Source organism: Shewanella fidelis ATCC BAA-318, assembly GCF_000518605.1.
Lineage (GTDB): Bacteria > Pseudomonadota > Gammaproteobacteria > Enterobacterales > Shewanellaceae > Shewanella > Shewanella fidelis.
In genome coordinates, this window is sequence record NZ_KI912462.1 from 154,066 (window position 1) to 178,184 (window position 24,119).

Consider the following 24,119-nt stretch of genomic DNA (forward strand, 5'->3'; position numbering starts at 1 on the left):
AACATCTTTGTGGATATTGCACCATGACACCGCAAGCGCGATTCGCTGAAATTAGCCGTAACCCTCTATTATCACCAAAACAAAAATCTGGTTTACTCGCCTTAGAAGCCGAAGCATCTATACCTTATGTCGCGATCTCTGCTGCAGTAAAGCAAGCAATGGCACAAGGGGCTATTTGCGACATGTTTGAAGGCCACGCACCATTTAAGCCACGTTATGTGTTGCCCGACTATGCCAAATACTTGAAAAACGGCTCTGAATACTTAGAGTTAGCTCCAGCACAAGATCTTGATGAAGCACTTAATGCGTTGACTATCATTTACCATCACGTGCCATCGGTCACCAATATCCCAGTTTACTTAGGCCAGCTTGATGATGTGCTATTGCCCTATTGCCAAGGCTTAGATGACGACACGATTTATCGTAAGCTTAAGCTGTTTTGGATCATGTTAGATCGCACCTTGCCTGATGCCTTTATGCACGTAAACATCGGTCCGACAGACAACATCGTTTGCCGTACCATTTTGCGCATCGATGCTGAACTCAAGCAGATCGCGCCAAACCTAACCTTTATGTACGATCCCGCCGTCACTCCAGATGAGCTGCTGCAGATTGCCGCCAGCAATATTTGTGAATGTAGTAAGCCACACATCGCCAACTACCCTATTCACGCCAGCACATTTGATCAGCAAGGTTTTGGTATTGTCAGCTGTTATAACTCACTGCCGTTAGCCGGTGGCGCTAACACTTTAGTCCGCCTGAATTTAAAAGAAGTGGCGCTACAAGCCAGCAGCATAGGTGACTTTTTTACCAATGTATTGCCACACTATTGCCAGCTGACTTTTGAATTAATCGATGCTCGCGCCACATTCTTACACCAAGAATCAAACTTCTTTAATAGCTTTTTAGTGCAAGAAGGCCTTATCGAAGAGTCACGCTTTGCACCTATGTTTGGTATCTACGGCATGGCTGAAGCCGTTAATATTTTACAAGGCACACCAGACTTTAACGAAGACAGCTTAGATAAACCAAGTAACCATTATGGGCATAATGCTGCTGCCAACGAACTCGGACATCAAATCTCTAAAGCACTCGATGCCATCGTTAAATCGACACCAGTAAAATTCGGGTATAACGGCCGCGCACTATTGCACTCACAAGGTGGCATGAATACAGATAGGGATGTGACCCCAGGCGTGCGTATTCCTTACGGTACCGAACCCAATCCAATTACTCATATTCAAGCATTGGCCGAGCATCACCAATATTACACCTCTGGCATTAGCGATATTCTGACTATCGATGAGACCGTTAAGGCCAATCCACAAGCCATGATGCAGCTATGTAAGGGCGCACTCAAGCTAGGTTTCCGCGAATTTAGTGCTAACGTCGCGACTAACGATTTAGTTCGAGTAACCGGTTATATGGTCAAATTGTCGGATATTGCTCGCTATAAAGAGCAAGGCTCGCGTACTAACACCACCAGCTTAGGTGCCGATGCCGCGCAAAATACCAATATTTTAGCGCGTCAACCAAGAGTGGTCGCCCACGAACTAACGCCAGCGCATAGCAAGTAATCCTAGGTAATATTGATGGGCAGAGTAGCCACAGTTAACAACATCATTAACTTCTCTTGTGTTGATGGTCCCGGCAGTCGCTTAGTGATCTTTATGCAAGGGTGTAACTTTAACTGTAAAAACTGCCACAACCCTTACACCATAGATATGTGTGACAGTTGTGGTGATTGTGTGGCTAGCTGCCCAGCAAACGCGTTGTCACTGACTCACAATGCTCAGGGGAAACCTAAAGTTGAGTGGCACAGTGAACTCTGTACTCAATGCGATACCTGTTTATCCATCTGCCCTAAGCAATCTAGCCCTAAGACTCGCCAATACAGCGTGCCGCAAGTGCTAGCACTTATTCGCAAGCAAGTGTTTTTTATCAACGGTATAACGGTTAGCGGCGGCGAAGCAACGCTGCAACTGCCGTTTATTATTGAACTATTTCAAGCCATAAAAAGCAGCGACGATTTAAGCCATTTAAGCTGTATGATTGACAGCAACGGCTACTTAGCCACAAACGCTTGGCAGCAAGTGATGCCTTACTTAGATGGCGCCATGATTGATTTAAAGTCATGGCAACAGCAAACGCACCGTTACATCACTAACCGCGATAACCACAGGGTATTTGCCAGTCTAAAGTTATTGGCAGAGCAAGATAAGCTGTATGAGATCCGCTTATTGCATATCCCTGGAGTGAGTGATTTTGATAGCGAAATCGATGCAGTGGCGGCTTACTTAAAACAGCTACCAGCCAGTGTTAGAGTCAAGCTTAATGCGTTTCAGCAACATGGAGTCACCGGAGAAGCCCGTCTTTGGGAGTCTTGCACTGAACAGCAGATGCAAACGTTAGCAGCACGGCTAACTGAACGTGGTGTGGCTAATCTTATATTACCCAATGTTTATTTGTAGGCGTTCTTGCCCGCCGAGTGTAGGCGCTTTAGGTTCAAGCGCTGAACCTTTGGGTTGCGTGTTCATAGGTAGTATTTGCTGTATCTTCCAACATCAGTGGTTCCAATGGCTTGCAGCCGGCGTTTTGATACGCGGTTCTAGCCAACGCATTAGGGCAATCAAAGATAGAACCTTGCATTGCTCAGTTTCTTTTGAAGCATCAAACCAACTTCCAGCATTGGTGGTTCCAATGGCTTGCAGCCAGCGTTTTGATACGCGGTTCTAGCCAACGCGTTAACGCTAGGTAGAATCTACAGCAGTGAACCTTTAGATTCTTCATCACTTGAATCTTCAAACCAACTTCCAGCATTGGTGGTTCCAATGGCCTGCAGCCGGCGTATGTGTAGACGCTGCCGTGACACGCTACTAGTCCATCCATGGAAGCTCGGCCATGACGTCCATGTCATGGACGGTCACGGCCGCATCTACACTAGGTTGGAACAGCGTAACTTTTAGCTTATGGCGTATTTTTTGAGTGGCAAAAATCTAAAGCGCTGAACCTTTGGGTTGTTCGTTATTTGAATCTTCAAACTAACTTCCAACATTGGTGGTTCCAATGGCTTGCAGCCGGCGTATGTGTAGATACTTCTTAGGCACGCTTTACGTCATCCCTGACCGCTCTGCGAAAACATCCATGTTTTCGAAGGCCTAAGCCGCATCTACACTGGGTTAGAAAAGCAGAAAAGTTTCACCTATTGCGTTCTCAACAAAGAGCAAAAGACTTAGATTCGCATAAGACTCACAGGGAACACCGATTCCCCATCGGAGTTACCGAGGTCATTGAAGATAAATCGCGTGAGCGAGTCATGGATGACGAGGTAGCCTTAGTAGAGCCATGGATGGCGATTCTGAGGCGATAGCGATTTTCGAAAATGACTGAGGATCAACAACTTCGTCGGGGGCGGCAGGGGAGATCCAAGAGGGGATTGCTGTTGATCCCCTCTTGGCCGAGTGTGAGCAGGAAGCTCACGACCTTTATCAAACGAAGTTTGATTACTCAAGTTCAGGCGCAGCCTGATAAGTGGCAAAGCCACAATATGAATGGTTAGACAGAGTCTAACCATCAACCCAAACTGCAAAGCAAAAAAAAGCATCCCAATGGGATGCTTTTTTGTTTTACTGCCTAAGATAAAACTCAACTACTTAGACTTTCAAAGTTACTCGTAAGTAACTTAATGGGTATCCGATAATGTACGCAAGAGTCGGATTGAAAAGTAGTCCGGTCGAAGCTTCTAATAGCAATGCCTCAGCTCTGTCGAATCCGGCCCAGCCAGCGGAGCTAGCTAATGTCGAACTCCCAGTCGATTGAGTCCTCGTTATATCGTTGAACACTCCGACCTAAACCGCTGAGTTCAAACTAGCAAAAAAATGTGACGCACGTCAACACTTTTATTTTACAGATTTAAATATTGATTAACATTCGCTCTAAAACGAATAATCCTGATGTTGAATACCAGAGCAAACCAATACAACATAATCCACTAATATTGCATCAGCTAACATTGCAGCTATCACAGTAAAATTAGCAACCAAACTAAACTGATTTAAACTCAGCTTGAGTAAACTCAAGTAGTTGTTCGTACAGCCATCGATGCGCAGGATCATTAATACTTTGTTTGTGCCACACCAAGCTATAAGCCACCTCACCGTAATCCAGCGGTAAAGGCTTCACCACTAAGCCTTGAGCCTGCAAAGCGCCTTCCGCCCAACGCCGAGAACAGGTAAATAGTAATTCGCTATGGTGACACAAGAGCGCCGCACTACCAAAGTCAGCTACAGAAATCGGCACCGCACGGTTTAATTGCTGCTGCGCAAGTTGCAGTTCAAAAAACGGCGTGTTTAAGTCGGTATCGCTAATGCCTATATGACTGTAGCTAAGATAATCATGCATAGTTAGCTGCGCTTTATTAACTAACGGATGCGCCGGATGCATCAAGCACACCATCTCATCGTTAATAATGGTCTGCCACACCAATTCATGGCGTAAAATCGGTGGCTGACTTCTGTCATGGGGTAACACTATAAAGTCTAAATTACCTTTAATTAGCCCCTCAAAACCGACACTGTCTTTTGCCACGATATCTAAGCGAATATTGGGCGCTTGATTAAACACATGAGCACAAAATTTTGCAGCTAATAGCTCAAAGGTACTTTCACGCATCGCTAACGAAAAACGCCCTTCATATTGCGCGGGATTAAACGCTTCTTGAGTGACCAACTGGTTCATATCGTTAATGATCTGATGCACACTTGGACCAAGTCTACGCGCCATTGGCGTGGCAACTAGCCTGTTTCCATGACGATAAAATAGCTCGTCGTCTAAACTAAGCCTTAGCTGGCTTAAGGTTTTGCTCACCGATGAAGGGCTTAAACATAAACGCTCTGCACTGGCTGTAACACTCAGGGTATCGAGCATTACATGCAAGGTGATCAAGTGTTTCATGCTGATCCGAGAGAGCTTGACGAGATCCATAAATGGCCTAATAACAGTGTGTATCGATTAACTGCAATATAGACCTAATTATCGATGCGGTATATTAGCAAACTCCATAATCACGAGACGCTTCACGCCTTACTGACACAACGGCTAATATCTTAAGGTAGCTGACAACCCCGCGCTATTTTCCGCATTGGCGTTTTTACCGTATAATCTCGGCTCACCAATTTTTAGGTAGGCTAGCATGTTTCATATCGCGCTTTACGAACCGGAAATCGCTCCAAATACCGGTAATATTATCCGTTTAATTGCCAACAATGGCTGTCATCTACATCTTATTGAGCCACTAGGCTTTGATTTAGAAGATAAAAAGTTACGCCGCGCCGGTTTAGACTATGCCGATTTAGCCAATGTCACCCACCACAAAAACTTCGAGGCATTTCTTGAAGCTATGGCGGGTAAACGCATTATGGCTTGTACAACTAAAGGTAGCCGCCCACACTCAGAGCTAACCTTTAAGCAAGACGATGTTCTGCTATTTGGCCCTGAAAGTCGTGGTTTGCCTGCTGACATTATTGATTCAATTCCAACCGAGCAGCGTCTGCGTATTCCTATGATGTCCACCAGCCGCAGCCTGAACCTATCGAATGCGGTAGCCATTATTAGCTATGAGGCTTGGCGCCAGCTCGATTACGCTGGTATTTAAAGCGTTGCAAACACAACGCCAAAAGCTATCCATCCATGGGCTTTTGGCATAAGTGTTCCAGACACAACGCCAAAAGCTATCCGTCCATGGGCTTTTGGCATAAGTGTTCCAGACACAACGCCAAAAGCTATCCGTCCATGGGCTTTTGGCATAAGTGTTCCAGACACAAAAAAGCCGCGATAATCGCGGCTTTTTGCTGTGGGTAATCACTATATTTCAGTGTTAACCACCAAAACCAACATCAGTCATATTGACTTGTTTTACCTTGCCGTGCTCTTTGGCAATTGGTGCAATTTTCGCTGCATTACCAATAATCACAAACTGCAGGTTTTTCTGCGGGAAGTAAGTGTCAATCAAACGTTTAGACTCTGCTAACGTTAAGCCGTCAACCTTAGCTTGAAACTCATTAATAAAGGCATCGTCAAAGCCATATAAGTACATATCAGACATTAAACCCGCGAGCTGACCACTGGTTTCATACTTAGGTGGGAACTGACCTTTTACATAGGCTTTGGCTGAATCAAGGGTCGCTTGATCTAAGCCTTTCTCCCACAGTCTGGCATAGGTTTTTAAGGCTAAGTCGATGGTCTCTTTAGTGGTAGCCGTTTGAGTAAAAGTACTGATTTTGAAGGTACCTGACGCCGAATAAGCACTAAAGCCTGAACGCGCGCCATAGGTTAGGCCAGCATTAACACGTAGCTCGTCATTAAGCCATGAGGTAAAACGGCCTCCTAACACTGTATTAATCACGCTAAGGCCGACAAAATCAGGGTTGTCACGGCTAATCCCCATGCCGCCAATTAAAAACGTGGTTTCAATGGCATCAGGCTTATCTACGAGCAATACATCAGCTTCATCTAGTGTTGGTAAGCCTGTTGACAGGTCGATGAGTGCTGCAGGTTCAGTGTCTTGCCAGTCAGCAAACAAACTTGCTAACTTAGCCTGCATTTCGGCAGGATCAAAGTCACCCACTACACTGATGGCCGTATTTGATGGCTGGTAAAAACTCTTATGAAATGCGCGTAATTGATTCACTGTTAGCTCAGATAACGAGTCACGGTTACCTGAAGTGGCATTGCCATACGGATGCTCACCAAATACCAATTTATCATAGTAGCGATTAATTACCGCCCGCGGGCTCTCTTTCGCTTGTGATAATCCAGCGATTTCTCGTTGACGCAGCTTATCGAATTCACTCGCATCAAAGTCTGGTGCCACTAAAATATCTTTAATCAGTGGTAGCATTTTATCGCTATCTTTAGCCATAAAATCACTACTTATATAGCTGCCTTCTTTACCTGCACCACTGTTTAAACTCGCCCCTAAAAAATCGACCTCTTGTTCGATTTCCAACTTAGTCTTACCGCCAGCACCTAGCATAAGCCCCGCCGCAGTTAGCTCTGCCACGCCCGATGTGGTGTCGTTGACCGCCCCCGCTCGCACTGTCGCATTCACCGTAATTAACGGCACTTCACGCTGCGGCATTAAATACACAGTTAAACCATTTGCCAGCGTGACTTGCTGGTAGGCCGGCACACTGAAGCTACCGGTATCAACAGTTGTTGCGACAGGTGTTGTTGCACAACCAGCAAGCGTTAATGCGCCAGCTATAGCCACCGCGGTTAGTAACTGTTTAGGGTGCAGTAATGTCAGCCCACCTTTAGATGAATCAAATGTTTTCATTGGTCAGCCTCCTCTTCTGCAGCCAGCACTGCAACGGTACGATTTGAACGTTTTAGATAAGTTTGTGCTACGCGCTGAATATCCGCAGGTGTGACCTTGTTATATTGCTCTGGCGCATTAAACAACTTGTCGTAACTGCCAAAAAACAGCTCGTATGTACCAATAGTATTGGCTTTACCATTGATGGTTTCCATGGTGCGATAAAAGCCCATTAGCTTGATGTTTTTGACTTTTTCAAGCTCTGTCTCAGTCACGCCCTCTTCGGCGATTCGCTTAATTTCGGCAAGCATTGCTCCTTCTAACTCTGCTGCCGTCACTCCAGGATTAGCTACGCCCATAACGTAAAACAGGTTCGGATCAAACGACATTGGCATGTAGGTATCCACTTGAATTGCCACTTGCTTGTCGACCAGCCCTTGATACATGCGCGAGCTATTACCCGTGGTGAGGATTGATGACAACAGATCCAGTGCGTAATAGTCACTGTTAGAGGTTGCTGGTACGTGATAACCCAACATCACATTTGGCGTGCTCACCGAGGCTTTTTGCACAAATACGCGGCGCTCACCTTTTTGCAGCGGCTCAACGGTTTTAACCTCTCTTGGTGGCGCTTGCGCAGGAATTGGCGCAAAGTACTTATCAGCTAACTTTTTTACTTCTGCCAGCTTTACATCACCCGCTATCACGACAACAGCATTATTGGGCGCATAGTAAGTTTTATGGTATTGGGTTAAGTCTTCTAAGGTCCAAGCGGCAATATCTGATTCATGACCAATCACCGACCAACTGTAAGGATGCGCTCTAAAGGCTGCGCCTTTAAGCTCCTCTTGGATCACCCGCCAGTTTGAATTTTCCAATCCAGTTAAACGCTCTGAGGCTACAACACCACGCTCGCTTTCAACCATCTGTTCATTAATATCTAGGTTTTCAATGCGGTCCGCTTCAAGATCAAAGATGGTTTCAATCGCATTGGCGGGGAACCAATCGGTATAAACCGTTAAATTTTCTGTGGTGTAAGCATTGTTAGCGCCGCCAGCAGCTTCCATGGTGCGATCAAACATTTTTGGGCCGTATTTCTTAGCGCCATTAAACATCATATGCTCAAAAAAATGCGAAATCCCGGTGATCCCTGGAACCTCGTTGCGTGAGCCGACTTTCCAAAATAAGTACATATTGGCATTGGGGATAGAACTGTCTTCTAACACCATAATTTTCATGCCGTTATCTAAAGTAAAACTTTGAATATCTTCAGCTTTAGTGGCGTGAGCCATCGGCGTTGCCATTAGCAAGCCAAGCGACATCAGCAATGCCTTGGTATAGCGCTTCATTATTCGCTCCTTGTTTGAGCACTAGCTAGTTATCAACTTTTGCATGGTGCAAAACTCGATAACAAGCTAGTGCGACATCTATCGTTAGTGAGATCTCACTATGAAATCAGCGTCCATCAAAAAGCAAATCAGGTCGAAAATCAAATTAACAGCACAAATATTTGTAACTTAAGGTAAACATGCCGTAACAAATCGCTAAATGAATTTTAATTAAGCGCAGCTTTATGCTAGTTTCGAACCCTAATTCACCGAAAGTTAGGCCGCTTTATGCCAACAGAAGAGGACTTCAAAACATTAGACTCGCTTAGCTGCAATACCGAAGTTCACTTGCAGCTACTTACGCCAACCCAAACCATACGGCTACGCAGCCGCTTAATCGGTATCGATCCCGGTCGTGCAGTGATTTTATCTGTCGGACATGATAAATCTTGGCAGAATGCCAGTGCATTTATCAGAGAACGACAAACTGTGATTATTCGGGTGGTAAATAGCGATGAACAAGATGCCAACATCTTGGCCTTTAGAAGTTCCATTCAGCAAGTTTTGAGTACTACAGGACGCTGGCTGATAGTAACCTACCCTCGTGAACTGCAAACTGTTGCACTAAGACAACACTCACGCGTGCCCATTCATATAGAGGCTAATCTCACCGCTGTCGACTCAAACGAATCTATAGCCAGCGGCCACCTAAAAGATATCTCGATTAAAGGCGGCGCATTTGTCGCAGCAGCCAGAAGTGATTTGATTATTGATAGTCAGTTTCAGCTCAATATCGCACTAGAAGAGGAAATGCTCAGTATTGCTGTCACCTTGAAAAACCAACAAGAACTCGAACCACAATCGGGTTTAGCTCAATATGGTTTTGTGCTGGGAGACGATGAACAGATGAACACTGAGCTAATCCAAAAAATTGTATTACAGCATTTAACTAGCACAACCAAATAGCAAACGGCCACTCATTTATAGTGGCTGTTTTATTGACTAAGAAACACCTGCTCAATTTTATGCAGTATATGGGGCGATTTCAGCTCGGTTTCACCGGTCATTAAAAATGAGAAGTTCTCAGCAATGATCTCTTCTGGGTGAATAATATAGTTAGTGTTACGGCCAATTTGCTTAAAGAAGCCCTTCAGCTCTGACACTTTAACAATTTGCGGCTTATCAGCATCGTAGATATTCGTGCTAGCCTGCTCTGAGTCGCCAACGATCACAAACTTAAACTCTAGATAATCGAAAAACTCACCGCCTTTTTCTAGGTTATATTGCGCTTCTGAATACAGAATAGGCACTGTCCAAACTGCCTTACCTTGGTAATTGACTCTGATGCCAAAGTCATTAATTGGTGCATCAGGGTTGGTAATTTTTTGTGAGCCTAGCGCAGTTGGGAAACTGATTTCTCCCAGCGGATAAAAGCCTATCGCTTGATATAATTTTTGCTTAATCTCAGGATTATGCCGAGAATATATATGCAGTAACTCATGGGCGATTAACCCCGGTAAGCCCTTGGCATTGTTTAGCTGCTTTTGCTGTAAAATAATCGCTTGGCCGCGAGTATAAGCTGCGCCGCCCTCCTCTAAACCTGTGGTTTTGATTAGCTCAATGGGCTTAGGTAGCTCAACTTTTAATGCCGTTAACTGTGGCAAGATCTGCAAATAAGCTTGATTAACCGCTGCTTTGTCAGCATCTGTCCAATCTAAGGTTTGCGTTGCTACAAAGGCTAAATATTCGCTTTTGCTTGGTAGATCTGCACGCTTCATCCGCGACGCCATATCAAAAGAGCTAATACCGCGTACAAACTCATCCTCTTGGGTTAACACTGCAGCCGCTTCTGTCTTAGTTAAAAACGAGATAGCCTCTGCTGCCCACGCACTGGTTGATACAGAAATACTCAAGCACAACAACATGCCGTAGATAAGTACTGATCCTCTTGCCTTCATACTGCTCATTCCTTTGTTCATATCTTGCTACTGACTATAGCAAGCTAAGGTTATACGGCGACAGCGCTAAATAGTTTTAGCACTTAGTAAATAACACAACATCATTACCCAATACTTCGAGCTCCCAGCCATAGTGTTCGGCGATCCACTCAAATGTCTCCGTCGCATAAAAATTGATATGGGTTAAATCATTCTTGTAATGCCATCGGCTAAATGCCACCACATCTGTGACACGTTTAGTCATGATCAACAGTAACGCTCCCGGCTTTAGCAGGCTGTCGAGCTTTGCTAACAGCGCTTTAGCATCCGCCACATGCTCAATCACTTCTGTCATTGTGACAAAGTCATACTGCTTAGCCAGCAGTTGCGGCTGATTAAAGTAATACAGGTCGTAATTGCTCATCGCAATACCTTGCTCAGCAGCCATTACGCTAATGGTTGGCCCCGGGCCACAACCAAAATCTAAACCTTTAGCATTGCTATCGATCCGTGCAAGTACAGGATCTAACGCCCGCGACAAGAACTTGCGATAACCTAAGTCATTGGCATCATTCTCATGCTGATCATAAATCGCTTTTTCAGCAGCTGCGCTGAGCAAAAACTCATTTGGTACACTCACTAAAGCGCAGTTTTCACAGCGCATATATTGACGAAATTTGTCTTGATGAAAAAGTTGCAGCTTAGGCTGTTGGCACAACGGACAATTACTCAAAGGGGCTTCCTGAAATAGCTAAAAATAAAATCTTAATTTACGGTGTAGGGATTTTACGATCTTTTGACGCGGCTTCTCGGGCTTCGCGTAAATATTTTTGCTCGCGTGATTCACGCTGCTTAAATTGCTGTTGAGCTTTCAACCTTTGCTCGGTTTGCCACTCTGCCGACTCTTGACGTTTTAGCACTTTTTGCTCACGGACTTGGGTTTGCTTTGTTGCATCACGCGCTTTTTGTAATTGCTCTTGCTCAACTTTATGTTTGATATCATCCGCCTGCTTTACTACCGAATTAGCGCTAACTCGTTCAGGTTCACTCGCATTCGCAACCCCATAACAAGCTAATGTTATTACAAAGATCAGTCGAACCATTCGTCCAAATGTTGTCATAGCAGCTTCAATCCTTTTTATAAGCAACTTGCCCAAGCGGTATTCTAACAAATTCACTTGCAGCTCAATAGTTGAACCATGAACCCCAACAATATTAACTTCTGTTAAGATTGCGAAAACTATCACTTTTTTTAGCGTAAATGTTTCCTAGATTCAATTTTGTTACATCTTAATTGTACAAAGCGTCAAATAACTGTATTTTTGACACTGAGTACCTGAAATTACATCAGAATAAATAATTTTTACCGTCTACAGCATTTGACCTTGAACAATGTCATGCCAAAAGGGAACCGAGTATGAGCGTATTAATGTGGTCCAAATTGTACTCCCGTGTTACCGCTACGGACCCCACATTAGTTGAGCAACTCAAGCTTTGGCAAAATTCAGCAGACACCACTGCACTAGCCATTATTCAAGGTCAGCACTTTGTTGCGGCTAACTCCTCTGCACTGAACTATTTTGAGAGCCAAGAGCAAAACTTCCTACATGCTACTCCGTTTGATTTTTCACCTCGCATTCAATCATCAGGCAAAAGTAGTGTTGAGTACGGTCAACAAATGCTAAAAAAAGCCATCAAGGGTGAGCCTATCTCATTTAGCTGGTTACACATGAGTCAACAAGGTAAAGAGCTGCCTACTGTACTGTCGTTATACCCTGCTCAATTAGATGATGAACCTGTGTTGCTCGTTTCTTTCCAGCCTATGGATAGACGTAAACGCAACAGAGTCAGCATTGGTAATGGTTTTGAGACCTTACCTAAAGAGCTAATGTCAATTACCCTTGAAGATAGCGCGGAAGCAGTTTACATCACCGACGAAAACTTTCGTATTTTGGCGGTTAACAAGGCAATGTGCCGCATTTGTGGTTATAGCGCTGATAATTTACTTGGCAAAACACCAGCTGATATAAAGCTTGAGCTGAATAACTCCCGCTCTCCTTCTACCTACAGACGAAGCTGGCAAGGTGAAGTATGGAAAGCCCGCTCCGATGGTTCCACTTTTCCAGCATGGCAAAGCTGCCGACGGATCTATGCTGATGAACAGGTGTTTTACGTCAATTTATTTAGCGACATAAGCGAGAAAAAAGCACTCGAAGCTAAGCTGACTCAGCAAGCTATGTACGACAAGTTAACTGGGCTACCGAATCGATTTAACCTAATAAAAATTCTCAATGGCGCCATTGCTAACATTAAGCACTCTCCTGAATTGATGGGGGCATTGATGTTTTTAGACCTTAACGGCTTTAAAAACATTAACGATAGTTTTGGCCATGCCACCGGTGACAAGGTATTACAATTAGTTGCAGCTCGCTTAGAAACGTGTTGCATTGAAAATGCTGAAATAGCCCGTCTTGGCGGCGATGAGTTCACTTTGGTGCTACCTCGTTGCCAAAATAAACAAGAAATTGAAGCTTTTTCTGAATTAGTACTATCACTATTTGAAGCACCGTTCGAGATTAATGGCCAGAAGTTTTATCTCGGCACCAGTATCGGTATTTCCCTGTTTCCGCAACAAAGCGATGAGCCAAACCAACTATTAAGTATGGCGGATACGGCAATGTATTCGGCAAAAAATAGCCCTAGTCATATTCGTTTTTATAACGCCAAAATTCGCCAAGCAGCAGAAAAGAAACTGCATATGCTTAACGACTTACGCCATGCTCAAAGCCTAAGGCAGTTTAGCTTGGTGTATCAAAGTGTGGTGGAGCTTGAGTCTAATCAAACTGTAGGTGTTGAAGCGCTACTGCGTTGGCAACGTAGCAATGGCGAAATGCTTGAAGCCCATAATTTTTTACCGCTACTTGAAGAAACTGACTCAATGATCAGCGTGGGCCAATGGGCATTGGAACAAGCCTGTATGCAAATGGTTGAGTGGCATAAGTCATGTAACCCTCAACTCAAGATCAGTGTCAATATTTCGGGTTCACAACTCGAGCATCCTGACTTTATTCACATGGTACAAGATACCCTTGAACGTACAGGTCTAGCTGCTGAAGCCTTGATTATCGAGATCACCGAAAGCGCATTAATCAGACGACCGGCATTGATAAGTAAAGTACTTGGTCAACTAAAAACCATGGGGATCAATATCGCTATTGATGATTTTGGTTCAGAGCTATCATCTTTGAGCAAGCTCGCTAGCCTGCCAATTGATACCCTTAAAATTGATCGAGGTTTTGTGCAACAGTTTGATAGCCTGCAAGGAAAAAGCCTATGCCAAGCTATGATCCAATTGGCGCAAACCCTTAAAATTGATTTTATTGTTGAAGGTATTGAAAACCAACACCAAAGAGACACACTGCTATCTATGGGCAAAGGAAAAGGCCAAGGTTTTTATTTTGGCAAGCCTACCTCAGCACAGCGTTTTGCAACTGAAGTGCTTAGCCACGCAAACTATTGCGAAGCCAAACTTGAGTCAATTTATTAATTATATCAAAGCAGCTGCGCCAAGCACGCCGAATAAAGGTTATTCAGTGTCGCTCCCTGCAAAAGCTAGTGCTCGGCGCAGCCACTCTATCGCCAATTGACGACGAATACATTAGAACGCATTTGTAGAAAAATTAGCGTGATTACAACGAGATTTCTTTCAGTAATAGCTGGTCTAAATCACAAAACCACATATCTAAGCTCGTCATACTCGCAAAGCACATTTAGCCTAACGATATCGCGCCCTAACCTCTGGTGGCATTGAAGCTAATCTCTGCTCAACCATGGCATGTAAAGCATTAGTCAAAGGGGCAACATCCTGCTTATCATCAATAGCTTTAAGCATCATCGCAGCGGCCTCTAACGTAGATAAACTGTCACTACGACTGGCTTTACGAATTGTATAATTAGAAGCGTTATCCAAATCTAAATGCAGCGCAGGATAAGCTTGCAACCAAGGATTAAGCTGCAGCAACTTATAGGCTTTACGCCAAGTACCATCAAGAAAAAGCAATATCGCATCTTGCTCCACTTGCGTCTGGTTAGCTGAAACACTGCTATCAGATGGATAAACTAAATAGATAGCTTGCTTAGCTTGCGCTAATTGCGCCCGCAGTTCAGCAAAGTCATCAGCACTTTGCCCTACAACGACTTGTGTGTCTTTGATCACTAGCTCTAATAAACGCACACTGTTTTTGGCATGACCGACTTCACTGGGATCTTGCAAAATGATCAGTTTAGGCTTGATCTGCATCGGGTTAATACTGGCGCAAAGACACGCATTATGTGGATAGTGGCAACTTGGGCAATTAGGACGAGACACAAAACCTCTGAAAATGGAAAGTAATCACCCGCAAAGTTTAGCTGAGTCGTATTAAAAATTATACGAGAGATATTGTTTACATAAACGCAACAACTAGTGTAGTTTACCAAGCTCTACAGCAAGCTGTTAATTTAAAAACAAAATCAATGGAATTGATTTAGTGATTACTGTAACGATTAACCTACTAACAGGGAAGAAAATGAAAAAAGGCCTACTTACTTTAGCGCTACTTTCAAGCCTCACAGCTCAGTGCGCTCTCGCACAACAAACTGATAAACAATCACACAACTATCAACACCAAATAGATATTGCCCTAGGTACTTATAGCGATGACTTTGGTGATGGCATTTGGGATCTCGGTTACCGTTATTACTTTACCCCAGTAAGCGTTGAACATGGCCCTTACGCTTTAAATGGCGTGTTAGCACAATCATCAAATATCGGTGCCCGTTATGCGCAAACCGATGTGATTAATGAAAGTAAGGTTTACCACGTAGACGGCACATATGTTTTTGACTCAAAGTGGTTTATTGGTGCTATGTATGCCAAAAGCGATGACGACAACCAATATTCAAGCTTAGACAGAAGCTTGAACAGCTATCAGTTCAACCTTGGTTATTACTTTAACGATACCTCAGAAGTCTCTATTTATTATGCAAATAGCAGTGCTAGTGACAGCTACGATCGTTCAAATGAACCCTATGTATTCAGCAGCGGGCTGGTTTACAAACAAGCCACTGATTATGATGCAAAAACATACGGCGTAGAGGCGCGTAGCTTTGTTGCGATGGAATCATTTACCGGCATAGAACTCGCTGGTGTTTGGCAATATACCCAAACAGATGAAAAAGACAGTTTCTATCATTACATTGGAGAGGATACATCTTTAGGTCACTCTCTTTATGACTCAAGTAGCGATAATCATCTTGTCAGTATCTCTGCAGACTTTTATCTTACCAAGTCATGGTCTTTTGGCGCGCAGTACTCATGGCAAAAGCATGATAGACAAGCCACATCAGTTCACTCCCCAGACGATGCCATTTACCAATATGACGACAATGATAGTCAAAGTATTTACAGCCTAAATACAGCATATTGGTGGCAATTCTCTGATGCATTTGCTGCCACAGCATCTGTAGCTAAACCGTTTAATGATGACGGCGATTCGCCAGATGGGGTATTTTTCCGCTTAGGCGTCAACGCTCGTTTCTAATTAGTCAGTAAATAATACCAATTAATATAAAAAGCCCACATAGGTGGTTAATCTATGCAGGCTTAGGGTGAATCATTTAGAGCAGTTGCAGCTTAGTAGGCGTGCTGCTCTTGATGCCAATGATCGAGTTTTCGCATCGCCATAACCATGAGTAATAGGCTAGACAAACCACCCATTAGCAACGCCACGGCATAAGGTGCAGACAAACTAGTTTGTTGAATTAACGCTGCAATTAACGAAGCACCACTCATTTGAATAAAGCCTAACATTGCCGTTGCGGTACCCGCTCTTTCGCCAAATGCTGACAGCGCCATACTCGTTGCAGGGCCAAGTAATAATGCAAAACCTATACACAGCAACATCATAGGCAACATGTAGCTATAAGCAGCCATGAGTCCCGCTTGCGGCCCCACGACTTGTACCACAACTTGTGCTAATGCCGAGGCTAGCATCAAACCGAGCGCAGTTATCACTGTTGGTCGATTACCCAGCTTTTTAATCACCAATGGAGCTGCAAAACAGGCAATAATATTAACGGCAGCATTTAAGCCAAATAGGCCACTAAATACTAATTCAGATACGCCAAGGTGACCAATCAGCCAAACCGGTGCATAAGATACATAGCTGATGATTGCCGCCATACCAGCCATACATGCCAATGCATAAAAAACAAAGTGCGGTTCAGAGATCACCGGCTTATAACGAGCCCAGCGATAAAGTGGCCCATCACTCACTGTATTTTGTGGGCGTGTTTCAGGTAGACGGAATACTACTAATGCCAGAATAATCAAGCCATAAAGCGCCATGAAAATGAAGTTTGAACGCCAACCAAACTGCAATGCCAGCATGCCCCCTAGGGTAGGTGCTAGGGCAGGAATAATGCAGATCATACCGTTTAGATAGCTGTAATAGCGCGCGCCTTCTTTAGGTGAAAAGCAGTCTCGCACAGCACTAAACACCACGATTGAAGTTGAACATGCCGCTAAACCTTGCATGACTCGGGCTATCTGCAACCAATGGAACTCTGCGGCAATTGCGGCTAGCACACTGCTAATGATGTAAAACACAATACCGCCTAATGCGACTGGACGGCGGCCGAAGCGATCAGCAAGTGGCCCAATCAATAGTTGGCCGGTACCCATTGCGAAAAGAAATAACACTAAGGTTGATTGGATCTCGCTAGCAGACACCGAAAATTCGGCAGCCATCGTTGGCATAGAAGGAAGGTAAATATCTATCGCCAAGGGGCTTAAAATCACTAGTGGCAATAAAATGGGTAACAAACTACGGCGCATTATCTTTCTCTGTATTTGGAAAACAGCGTTATAGTAGTCAATCTATGGTATGAATAGAAATGATATTATTTCCAGAATGAATTTCCACTGAGGAATATCTTTGAAACTCGATAATCTTGCCCGCATCGACTTAAACTTGTTAGTTATTTTACAAGTGCTTATTGAAGAGCAAAGTGTCACTCGTGCCGCGAGCCGCTTACACGTGAGTCAGTCAGCTTTAAGTAAAAGTTTAAACCGTTTACGAGAAACCTTAGGTGACCCACTATTTTTACGTACTGCCCATGGACTAAAGCCCACTGCTCACGCGGTACAACTAGGCAAAATGCTGCCGCACAGCTTACAAGGTTTATATCAATTAACCTTGCCGCCAAGCTTTACGCCACATAATAGCACTCGCCAATTTGCATTTGCGATGGTGGAGAGTGCTTATGAAACTCTAATCCCTTACTTTATCGGTACTTTGCTTAATCGCGCGCCAAATTTAAAACTTGAAAGTTTTGTCTGGAATGAACACTCGATCCAAGCACTGCAACAAGGACAGATCGACTTTGGGATCTCTGGCCGAGAACTGCATCCTCAAGCTGCTTTTCAGGTCGACAGACTGCCTGAAGGAATTGCTCATCAAACACTTTTTACCGATCATCAAGTGTGCCTTGTGCGCCAAAATCATCCCATTCTATCGGCCATAGAAGCGGGCCATTGGGATTTGAATGTTTATCTTGAGATGTCACATGTACAAGTGCGCTGTGAGGGCAATGATTGGTGGGCGCTCGATTATCATCTAGCTGAATTAGGACACCACCGCCAGCTGAGTACGATTGTGCCTGACTTTTATGGCGCTGCTAGCGTATGTGCCCATAGCGATCTAATCTTTACCTTACCATCGAGTTTTGCCCAGCATGCGCAGAAGCTTTATCCACTGGTAGAACTGCCACTACCGTTTGAATTTATTCCACTCGCTTATGTATTACTGTGGCACGAACGTAATAGCGATGATCCCGGGCATAAGTGGGTAAAAGAGATTATTTGCGAGAGCGTAGCCAACGCTTTTGCGGCTAAGCCTTAACAACTAAGATGAAGCTTAATTAACGTGATCTTAGCAACAATAATCGGCAAGATGATTATCTGAGCAACATGAATAGATACAAATGATTCAGCCTGCATTCATCTTATTCATGTAAGCTAATACCAAGATATTTGGGAGAACATATGATTTATAGCCAATTTCAACATAACCCACTGCTAAACCGTTTTTCTGGTACCCGTGGTTGGTTAGCATTCGCCATCGGCCTAGCTTTTATGACGCTAGCCTTGGTTGCATTACCGTTTTTACTACTATTTGGCGCAATTACTTTTATCGCATTAAGCCTATTTGGCAGAGTATTTTTAAAACGCCAACTTGCACGCTTTCAAAAGCAGCAAGCTAATCAAGAGTTTTATAGCGAACAGTTTCAAGGCGCTCAATTTGAAGAAACGCCTTTCAACAACAATGTGTTCAAAGAGTCTAAAACAACCGCCCCTCGCCAAGGCCGCACATTTGAGCACAACCCAAACGAGCCGGTGTAATTCAACATCAATTACAACTGCAGCTCTGACGCGTTGAGAGGCCGAGATAGTAACGCCTCAAAACGCGCCCATTTTTCAGCTTGGCTGCTTGCCTTAGATCCCACCCAAGCAGCTACAGCATCTTCACCCACATTGTAATTCATCACATAAGATCGGTTATGTAAGAAAAACTGTACCCGTTGCTGTGCACGAGCCTCTGGGTATAACGCACCTTCAATCAACATCTGCTCTGCAGTCTCTGCATCAATAAGATTATCTGTCAGTTGCTGACAGACATAGTTTTCATAATAAGTTAACTGCTTTACCAACTTTAATACTTTATGAAACAGTGCTAAATCTCCTTTTAAACCTGCTAGCGGCATCAGCACGTCTTGTTCAAAGGTCAAGATCTGTTCATCTGACATGATCAGACTCAACGCATAGTTAGCGCTACCTTCTGATAAGTAGGATATCGGGCTATATAAAGGGTAGATGGCGTATTCTAGCCACCCCCTGGCATCGACTAACTGTCGTTCTTGCAACAGATTAAATACATGATGGCCGGGATAGCCCTCATGGGAAGCGAGCTCTAAATAGCGCTCTATACCTAGCGGTTGATCTTGATTTAGCTGGATTAAACTGTGGCTGTTACCTTTGTACCAGTTATAAGCTGTCCATACTTTGTCGTTAACATATTCAATTTCAAAGCTCTCATCAGCTGGCAACTGCATATGAGTGCGGGTTATTTGCCGCGCAACTTCAACCGCTGCAGTAAAGACTGCTGCAGCTTTATCTTTTGGCACAATAAATTGTGATTTGAATTGATTAAAGCGCACTGATAATGTGCCTTCTCCGGGGAGTAAATTATCAATTTCTGCTAATAGCTGTTGCTGATGGGGTAGACCTTTACCAAACAAGTTGGCCGTCGCAGGTACATCATATAAAGCCGATGCTTCAGCGCAAAAGCCAAACTTATTGCCCTGTAAAACATTGATATAAGCCCCAATCGACGCCCATTGTTGCTCTAAGAAATCAGCACGTGTAATAAGCTCTGGCTTAGTAAGCTTGTCTACAATGGCAGCAAGCTCGCTAACGCCTGCCTGCTGTAGCAATAATAACTCTGAAAGCGGTTGCCAATAGGTGTCCTTTTGCCACTGCTCAGGCCCGTAGTATGCATCAACGTAATAGATATCGTGCTGACCCACAGCCAATACCAAACGAACATAATGCTCAGCAAATTGATTTAATAACTGTTCTTGCGCTTCAGGGGCTAAAGCTTCTTCAGAGTTGAGATATGGCAAATGCACTCCTTGCTTATCGATTAACAAATCTACACAGCAAAGAGTATACATTATACAATTATTAAAATCGATTTTGCTGAACTAACAAAGAAGGCGCCAACTTAGGTGGAGCCTAGCTAATACCGATTATCATGAAAATAATTCGTGTAAAAGACTGTTAATACCAATAAGCGAATGACCTGTTGGTTATTAGTTCTGACTTATGTTGGCTCTGACAGTAACTCCGCCGCCTTATTAAGCGATATGATCTCATCTTTAGAGGTTGTTACCGCAAGCACAGCATCAACCTGTTGCAGCAATGAGCGCCACAGCGGAATAAGCACATCAAGCTCAGCTTGAGTGGCTCGTTCACGTGCCATTTTTAGTAGCGCCGCAGCAGATACCACATCAATACGACCCAAAATTCCGTCTGCAAGTGCAATACTCAGCTCTATCATTGCTGGCACACTATGGCCGTACTTAATCACTTCGCGTAAATACGCTTCTGCTTGCGTTAAATCCTGCCCCAATACAGAGTCTTCATGCAGCATACTTTGAGCGCGAGAAAACATGGCATCAAGTTGCCCTTGCTCGGCGGCTTCTGCCATCCAATGAGTAGACTTGACGTTATCTTGTACGCAGCCCTCTCCACGAGCGAGCATCAACGCCAGATGATATTGCGCATGAGGAAACCCTGCTTTGGCAGCTCGGCTAATGTACTTATAAGCTTTGTTGAGATCTTGCTGCTGATAGTAAAGCACTCCGAGATTAGCCATGGCCTCTGACTGCTCAAGTTTGGCGGCTTGTGCTAAATAATTCTCAGCCAGCTCAAGGTCGACAGCAAATTGCTTAGTACCAACCAAATAAAAATAACCGAGTAACGCCATTGCATTGGCAATACCAGCATCAGCCGCCTTAGCAATAGCGCGCTCACCGGCTTCGACATTGGTTTCACCACTATAACCATGGATCAGTGATACACCATGTTCATACAGGGCATTAAGATCTTTATCTTGAGCCTGAGCAAACCAATAACTGGCCTGTTTAAGTGAAGCTGTTGAGCGATCTTCAACAACCTCTTCAGCACTACCTTGTAACGCTAGTTCCTGTTCACGCTGCATTAAAGCCCGAGTCTTTAATGACATACCCACTAGATACTGAGACTCAGGATCACGCTCCATCACTGCCCGATAACATAGATCTCGTCCGGCAAGTGAGTTGGGCTCTTCAAAATAAAACTCAGGTTTATCTTGCTTAGTCACCACAGAAAATAGCGATTCCACCAGCGCTAAAAGTTGCTTAATGGCACGCTCGCTTAGTTGCTGTAATTGCTCAGGAGTAAGGTGATATTTTTCAGGATGAGCCCCGCGGTTACCATCAGCTCTAAGCTTATGTAATGCGCGCGTTGTTTTAACGTCGATGACTCGGCGTTGATTAAGTTGTTCTATACGATCGTATAAATTAGGACTCTCAAAACGGATTTGCTTAGGCTCAGCAAGCAAACTTGTCAGCTTATGACTAAAGCTGCGAACATGCAGTAAAGCCTGAGTCGGTACATCTTTGACGTAACTTTTGGCCTTGCGGTAATCTTCACCCAATTCAACTGAAAACAGATTGACGAACTCGATATCGTTCAACAAGACTTCTACCTCTAATCACAACCTAAACAGGATCGCGAACTCATCGGCTGTGTAAGCAACTTAGTCGCGATAAAAGTAAACTCGCCACTAAGTTACCTACAACTCGTGTATAGCTCGCTGTTATTCTTCGCTTTCAATATTACCTGGTGATGCTGGCGTTGGCCGTGACACCATATACAAACGGAACAATGCAACGTTAACAAACAAGCCAAAAAACGCCACAACCACATCGCCAATTAACTTTAACGGGATACCGCCTAGCTCAGTCAGTTGCGCTAGCACACCGCCAAATAGCGATAACGGAATATAAAGCAAGAAAATCGCCATGGTTTTAAATGCAATCGGCCCACTAAAACTAAAGCTGCGCTTAATGGCTTCTAAAGGTGTCAGCCTTTCCACTACCACCATAAAGTTCACAAATGCAAGGCGGGCAAATAGATAAACTGAAGCAACTAAACCAATAATCCCCAGCATTGGGTTTACCGCCATTAAAATAAATACCGGTGCGAGTACCGCAAGGCCAGAGAACACACCAGCAAGCAATAAAGCAGGCACAAAATTAAAGCTAGTCTTGAGGATCATGCCGTTACTTGGGCTATGACCTTGAGAGCGGATCTCCAAAAATAATGTCAGTGCAGCAATCAAAAATGAAAATACCAGCAACAGCACCATCATTGCCACCATATGGCTAGTACCAAATTGCGGGTTTTCAAGATCTGCACTACTGATCTCTAAACTTAGCCATAATTGAATGCCCACTTGCACAAATAAAATCGGCACAAATAAAAATGCTAACTGACTAATATTATTCTTAAAAAAGTTAGAAGCTTGAGTCAATATGTCTGACAGTGGCATAGGGGGTTCCAATAGATAAAATTCAAATTCATGAGTTATGCTAAGGATACCCAAGTTTACAGGTGAATGCACAATGGAAATCACCTAATCAGGCATCGAAAAACACAAAAAAATGCAAACAGATTGTTAAAAACGCTAGACTAGGCTCAATACCAACTACTAAGGATAGCCACAATGAAACTTACAACAGCATGTTTGCTTGCCATCATTGCACTCGTATCTGCTCCCGCTAGTGCCGGGATCTTAGATCAATTAGGCCAAGTGACTTCTAGCTACAAACAACCTGCACAACAAGCTCAATCGAGTGATCTGGTGGGCAATGTTATGTCGCAACTTGGGCTAAGCCAAACCCAAGCTGAAGGTGGATTAGGCAGCTTATTATCGTTAGCGCAAAGCTCACTTAGCAGCAATGATTTTAGCGCTATTGCTGACTCTATTCCTGGGATAGATGGCCTTCTAGAGGCAGTACCAGAGCTAGATAGTGACTCAGGTATGTCGGGACTCCTTTCAAAAGCTGGCGGATTCGGTGAGTCATTACAAGGTGGCGCGATGGTTTATGATGCTTTTGAAAAACTTGGGATTTCAAAAGAGTTGGCAGCACCTATGATCGATATCGTCAAAGGCTACCTAGACACCAACGGCAGTGCCGGCACTTCTGATTTATTAATGAAAGGCCTAAACTCAATATTGTAATTTGATAAGCGAGTTATAGGTAAACAACACAAAGGGCCAGCTGCACTTAGTGCTTTTGGCCTTATGCAACACCACAAAGTGGAACTCAATCAACAAAAATCACTCTAAACTACATAGACAACAATCGAGCTTACCTACTGAGGAGTCCCTATGCTGGCAAAACTGAAACAGTTTTTTGGTAACCCGGAGACACCATTATCTGACGAAGAGCGTGCAGAACATTTAAACCTTGCAGCCGCAAGCCTGCTTATCGAAGTGGTCATGGCCGATGAGAATATGTCAGAGAAAGAAGCGGAACTTCTTCCCACGCTACTAACCACAACCCTCAATCTTGACAACGCTGATGTACAAAACTTGATTACTGACGCGAAAAAATCACAACAAAAATCGACCTCTTTGTATGAGTTTACCCAAGCAATCAACGACAATTTTAATATTGATCAAAAACAACAACTCATTCTTGCTATGTGGCAATTAGCTTACGCCGATGGTCACCTGTGCCAATATGAAGATCAAATCATTCGTCGTACCGCAGAACTGTTTTACTTACGGCATAGCGAGCTGATTCAAATGCGTAATATAGCCATGGAACAAAACCAAAAAAGTTAGCCACAAATAACGACGTATCTTTAATTAAAAGATATTGTGG

At 43.9% G+C, this 24,119-nt stretch carries 22 protein-coding genes; 10 read left to right on the plus strand and 12 right to left on the minus strand.

What is annotated here, in order from left to right; translation table 11 throughout:
* Window positions 1-23: 23 nt before the first annotated feature.
* Together L884_RS0121220 and L884_RS0121225 are read left to right on the plus strand one after the other, a co-directional pair.
* Window positions 24-1,577 carry a YjjI family glycine radical enzyme gene (locus L884_RS0121220; protein WP_028769371.1) on the plus strand — a complete coding sequence of 518 codons (1,554 nt, stop codon included), beginning with the start codon at window positions 24-26 and terminating at the stop codon, window positions 1,575-1,577.
* A gap of 15 nt (window positions 1,578-1,592) precedes the next feature.
* Window positions 1,593-2,471: a YjjW family glycine radical enzyme activase gene (locus L884_RS0121225; RefSeq protein ID WP_028769372.1), complete on the plus strand. Its 879-nt coding sequence runs from the start codon at window positions 1,593-1,595 to the stop codon at window positions 2,469-2,471.
* A gap of 1,573 nt (window positions 2,472-4,044) precedes the next feature.
* Here the strand turns inward: L884_RS0121225 and L884_RS0121235 are convergent.
* Window positions 4,045-4,983: a LysR family transcriptional regulator gene (locus L884_RS0121235; protein ID WP_028769373.1), complete on the minus strand. Its 939-nt coding sequence runs from the start codon at window positions 4,981-4,983 to the stop codon at window positions 4,045-4,047.
* Window positions 4,984-5,191: 208 nt separating this feature from the next.
* Between L884_RS0121235 and trmL the strand changes: the two genes are divergently transcribed.
* The gene (trmL, locus tag L884_RS0121240; RefSeq protein ID WP_028769374.1) at window positions 5,192-5,653 is read left to right on the plus strand and encodes a tRNA (uridine(34)/cytosine(34)/5-carboxymethylaminomethyluridine(34)-2'-O)-methyltransferase TrmL; all 462 of its coding nucleotides are present in this window, start codon (window positions 5,192-5,194) and stop codon (window positions 5,651-5,653) included.
* Here the strand turns inward: trmL and L884_RS23145 are convergent.
* From L884_RS23145 to L884_RS0121255, 3 genes are all read right to left on the minus strand, one after another.
* On the minus strand, window positions 5,650-5,805 hold the full coding sequence (locus tag L884_RS23145; RefSeq protein WP_169731798.1) for a hypothetical protein: 156 nt from the start codon (window positions 5,803-5,805) through the stop codon (window positions 5,650-5,652). The two genes, trmL and L884_RS23145, sit on opposite strands and share 4 nt — an antisense overlap.
* A gap of 70 nt (window positions 5,806-5,875) precedes the next feature.
* Window positions 5,876-7,336, minus strand: a complete 1,461-nt coding sequence (locus L884_RS0121250) for a M16 family metallopeptidase (RefSeq protein ID WP_028769375.1) — start codon at window positions 7,334-7,336, stop codon at window positions 5,876-5,878.
* Entirely contained in the window at window positions 7,333-8,664 is a 1,332-nt protein-coding gene (locus L884_RS0121255) for a M16 family metallopeptidase (protein WP_028769376.1), read from the minus strand. Before L884_RS0121255 ends, L884_RS0121250 begins: the two co-directional genes overlap by 4 nt.
* A gap of 267 nt (window positions 8,665-8,931) precedes the next feature.
* On the opposite strand from L884_RS0121255, the gene L884_RS0121260 reads away from it, so the two are divergent.
* Window positions 8,932-9,609 carry a flagellar brake domain-containing protein gene (locus L884_RS0121260; RefSeq protein WP_028769377.1) on the plus strand — a complete coding sequence of 226 codons (678 nt, stop codon included), beginning with the start codon at window positions 8,932-8,934 and terminating at the stop codon, window positions 9,607-9,609.
* Window positions 9,610-9,638: 29 nt separating this feature from the next.
* On the opposite strand, the gene L884_RS0121265 is transcribed toward L884_RS0121260, so the two are convergent.
* From L884_RS0121265 to L884_RS0121275, 3 genes are all read right to left on the minus strand, one after another.
* Complete coding sequence (locus tag L884_RS0121265) at window positions 9,639-10,601, minus strand: hypothetical protein (protein ID WP_028769378.1); 963 nt, start codon at window positions 10,599-10,601, stop codon at window positions 9,639-9,641.
* A 76-nt stretch (window positions 10,602-10,677) separates the two neighbouring features.
* Window positions 10,678-11,313, minus strand: a complete 636-nt coding sequence (locus L884_RS0121270; RefSeq protein WP_028769379.1) for a class I SAM-dependent methyltransferase — start codon at window positions 11,311-11,313, stop codon at window positions 10,678-10,680.
* Window positions 11,314-11,350: 37 nt separating this feature from the next.
* Window positions 11,351-11,701 carry a hypothetical protein gene (locus tag L884_RS0121275; RefSeq protein WP_245603178.1) on the minus strand — a complete coding sequence of 117 codons (351 nt, stop codon included), beginning with the start codon at window positions 11,699-11,701 and terminating at the stop codon, window positions 11,351-11,353.
* A 296-nt stretch (window positions 11,702-11,997) separates the two neighbouring features.
* On the opposite strand from L884_RS0121275, the gene L884_RS22530 reads away from it, so the two are divergent.
* A complete protein-coding gene (locus L884_RS22530; protein WP_051435721.1) occupies window positions 11,998-14,127 on the plus strand; it encodes a sensor domain-containing protein in 2,130 nt (709 codons plus the stop codon).
* 228 nt (window positions 14,128-14,355) lie between these two features.
* Here L884_RS22530 and L884_RS0121285 read toward each other — a convergent pair whose 3' ends face one another.
* Window positions 14,356-14,949 (minus strand): tRNA-uridine aminocarboxypropyltransferase, encoded by a 594-nt coding sequence (locus tag L884_RS0121285; RefSeq protein WP_028769381.1) that lies wholly within the window; start codon window positions 14,947-14,949, stop codon window positions 14,356-14,358.
* 199 nt (window positions 14,950-15,148) lie between these two features.
* On the opposite strand from L884_RS0121285, the gene L884_RS0121290 reads away from it, so the two are divergent.
* The gene (locus tag L884_RS0121290) at window positions 15,149-16,162 is read left to right on the plus strand and encodes a porin family protein (RefSeq protein WP_028769382.1); all 1,014 of its coding nucleotides are present in this window, start codon (window positions 15,149-15,151) and stop codon (window positions 16,160-16,162) included.
* A gap of 92 nt (window positions 16,163-16,254) precedes the next feature.
* Here L884_RS0121290 and L884_RS0121295 read toward each other — a convergent pair whose 3' ends face one another.
* A complete protein-coding gene (locus L884_RS0121295) occupies window positions 16,255-17,457 on the minus strand; it encodes a multidrug effflux MFS transporter (protein WP_028769383.1) in 1,203 nt (400 codons plus the stop codon).
* Window positions 17,458-17,557: 100 nt separating this feature from the next.
* On the opposite strand from L884_RS0121295, the gene L884_RS0121300 reads away from it, so the two are divergent.
* Together L884_RS0121300 and L884_RS0121305 are read left to right on the plus strand one after the other, a co-directional pair.
* Window positions 17,558-18,523, plus strand: a complete 966-nt coding sequence (locus tag L884_RS0121300; protein WP_028769384.1) for a LysR substrate-binding domain-containing protein — start codon at window positions 17,558-17,560, stop codon at window positions 18,521-18,523.
* Between the two features lie 143 nt (window positions 18,524-18,666).
* Window positions 18,667-19,023, plus strand: a complete 357-nt coding sequence (locus L884_RS0121305) for a hypothetical protein (RefSeq protein ID WP_028769385.1) — start codon at window positions 18,667-18,669, stop codon at window positions 19,021-19,023.
* 11 nt (window positions 19,024-19,034) lie between these two features.
* Here L884_RS0121305 and L884_RS0121310 read toward each other — a convergent pair whose 3' ends face one another.
* The 3 genes from L884_RS0121310 to L884_RS0121320 all read right to left on the minus strand — a co-directional run bounded on the left by L884_RS0121310 (window position 19,035) and on the right by L884_RS0121320 (window position 22,777).
* A complete protein-coding gene (locus tag L884_RS0121310) occupies window positions 19,035-20,303 on the minus strand; it encodes a hypothetical protein (protein ID WP_028769386.1) in 1,269 nt (422 codons plus the stop codon).
* Window positions 20,304-20,503: 200 nt separating this feature from the next.
* A complete protein-coding gene (locus tag L884_RS0121315; protein ID WP_028769387.1) occupies window positions 20,504-21,922 on the minus strand; it encodes a DUF4145 domain-containing protein in 1,419 nt (472 codons plus the stop codon).
* A gap of 120 nt (window positions 21,923-22,042) precedes the next feature.
* Window positions 22,043-22,777 carry a hypothetical protein gene (locus L884_RS0121320; protein WP_028769388.1) on the minus strand — a complete coding sequence of 245 codons (735 nt, stop codon included), beginning with the start codon at window positions 22,775-22,777 and terminating at the stop codon, window positions 22,043-22,045.
* Window positions 22,778-22,951: 174 nt separating this feature from the next.
* Here L884_RS0121320 and L884_RS0121325 point away from each other — a divergent pair, with 174 nt between their 5' ends.
* Both L884_RS0121325 and L884_RS0121330 read left to right on the plus strand, forming a co-directional pair.
* Window positions 22,952-23,470, plus strand: a complete 519-nt coding sequence (locus L884_RS0121325; protein WP_028769389.1) for a DUF2780 domain-containing protein — start codon at window positions 22,952-22,954, stop codon at window positions 23,468-23,470.
* A 150-nt stretch (window positions 23,471-23,620) separates the two neighbouring features.
* Window positions 23,621-24,079, plus strand: coding sequence for a tellurite resistance TerB family protein (locus L884_RS0121330; RefSeq protein ID WP_028769390.1), 459 nt, complete (start codon window positions 23,621-23,623; stop codon window positions 24,077-24,079).
* Window positions 24,080-24,119 lie beyond the last annotated feature (40 nt).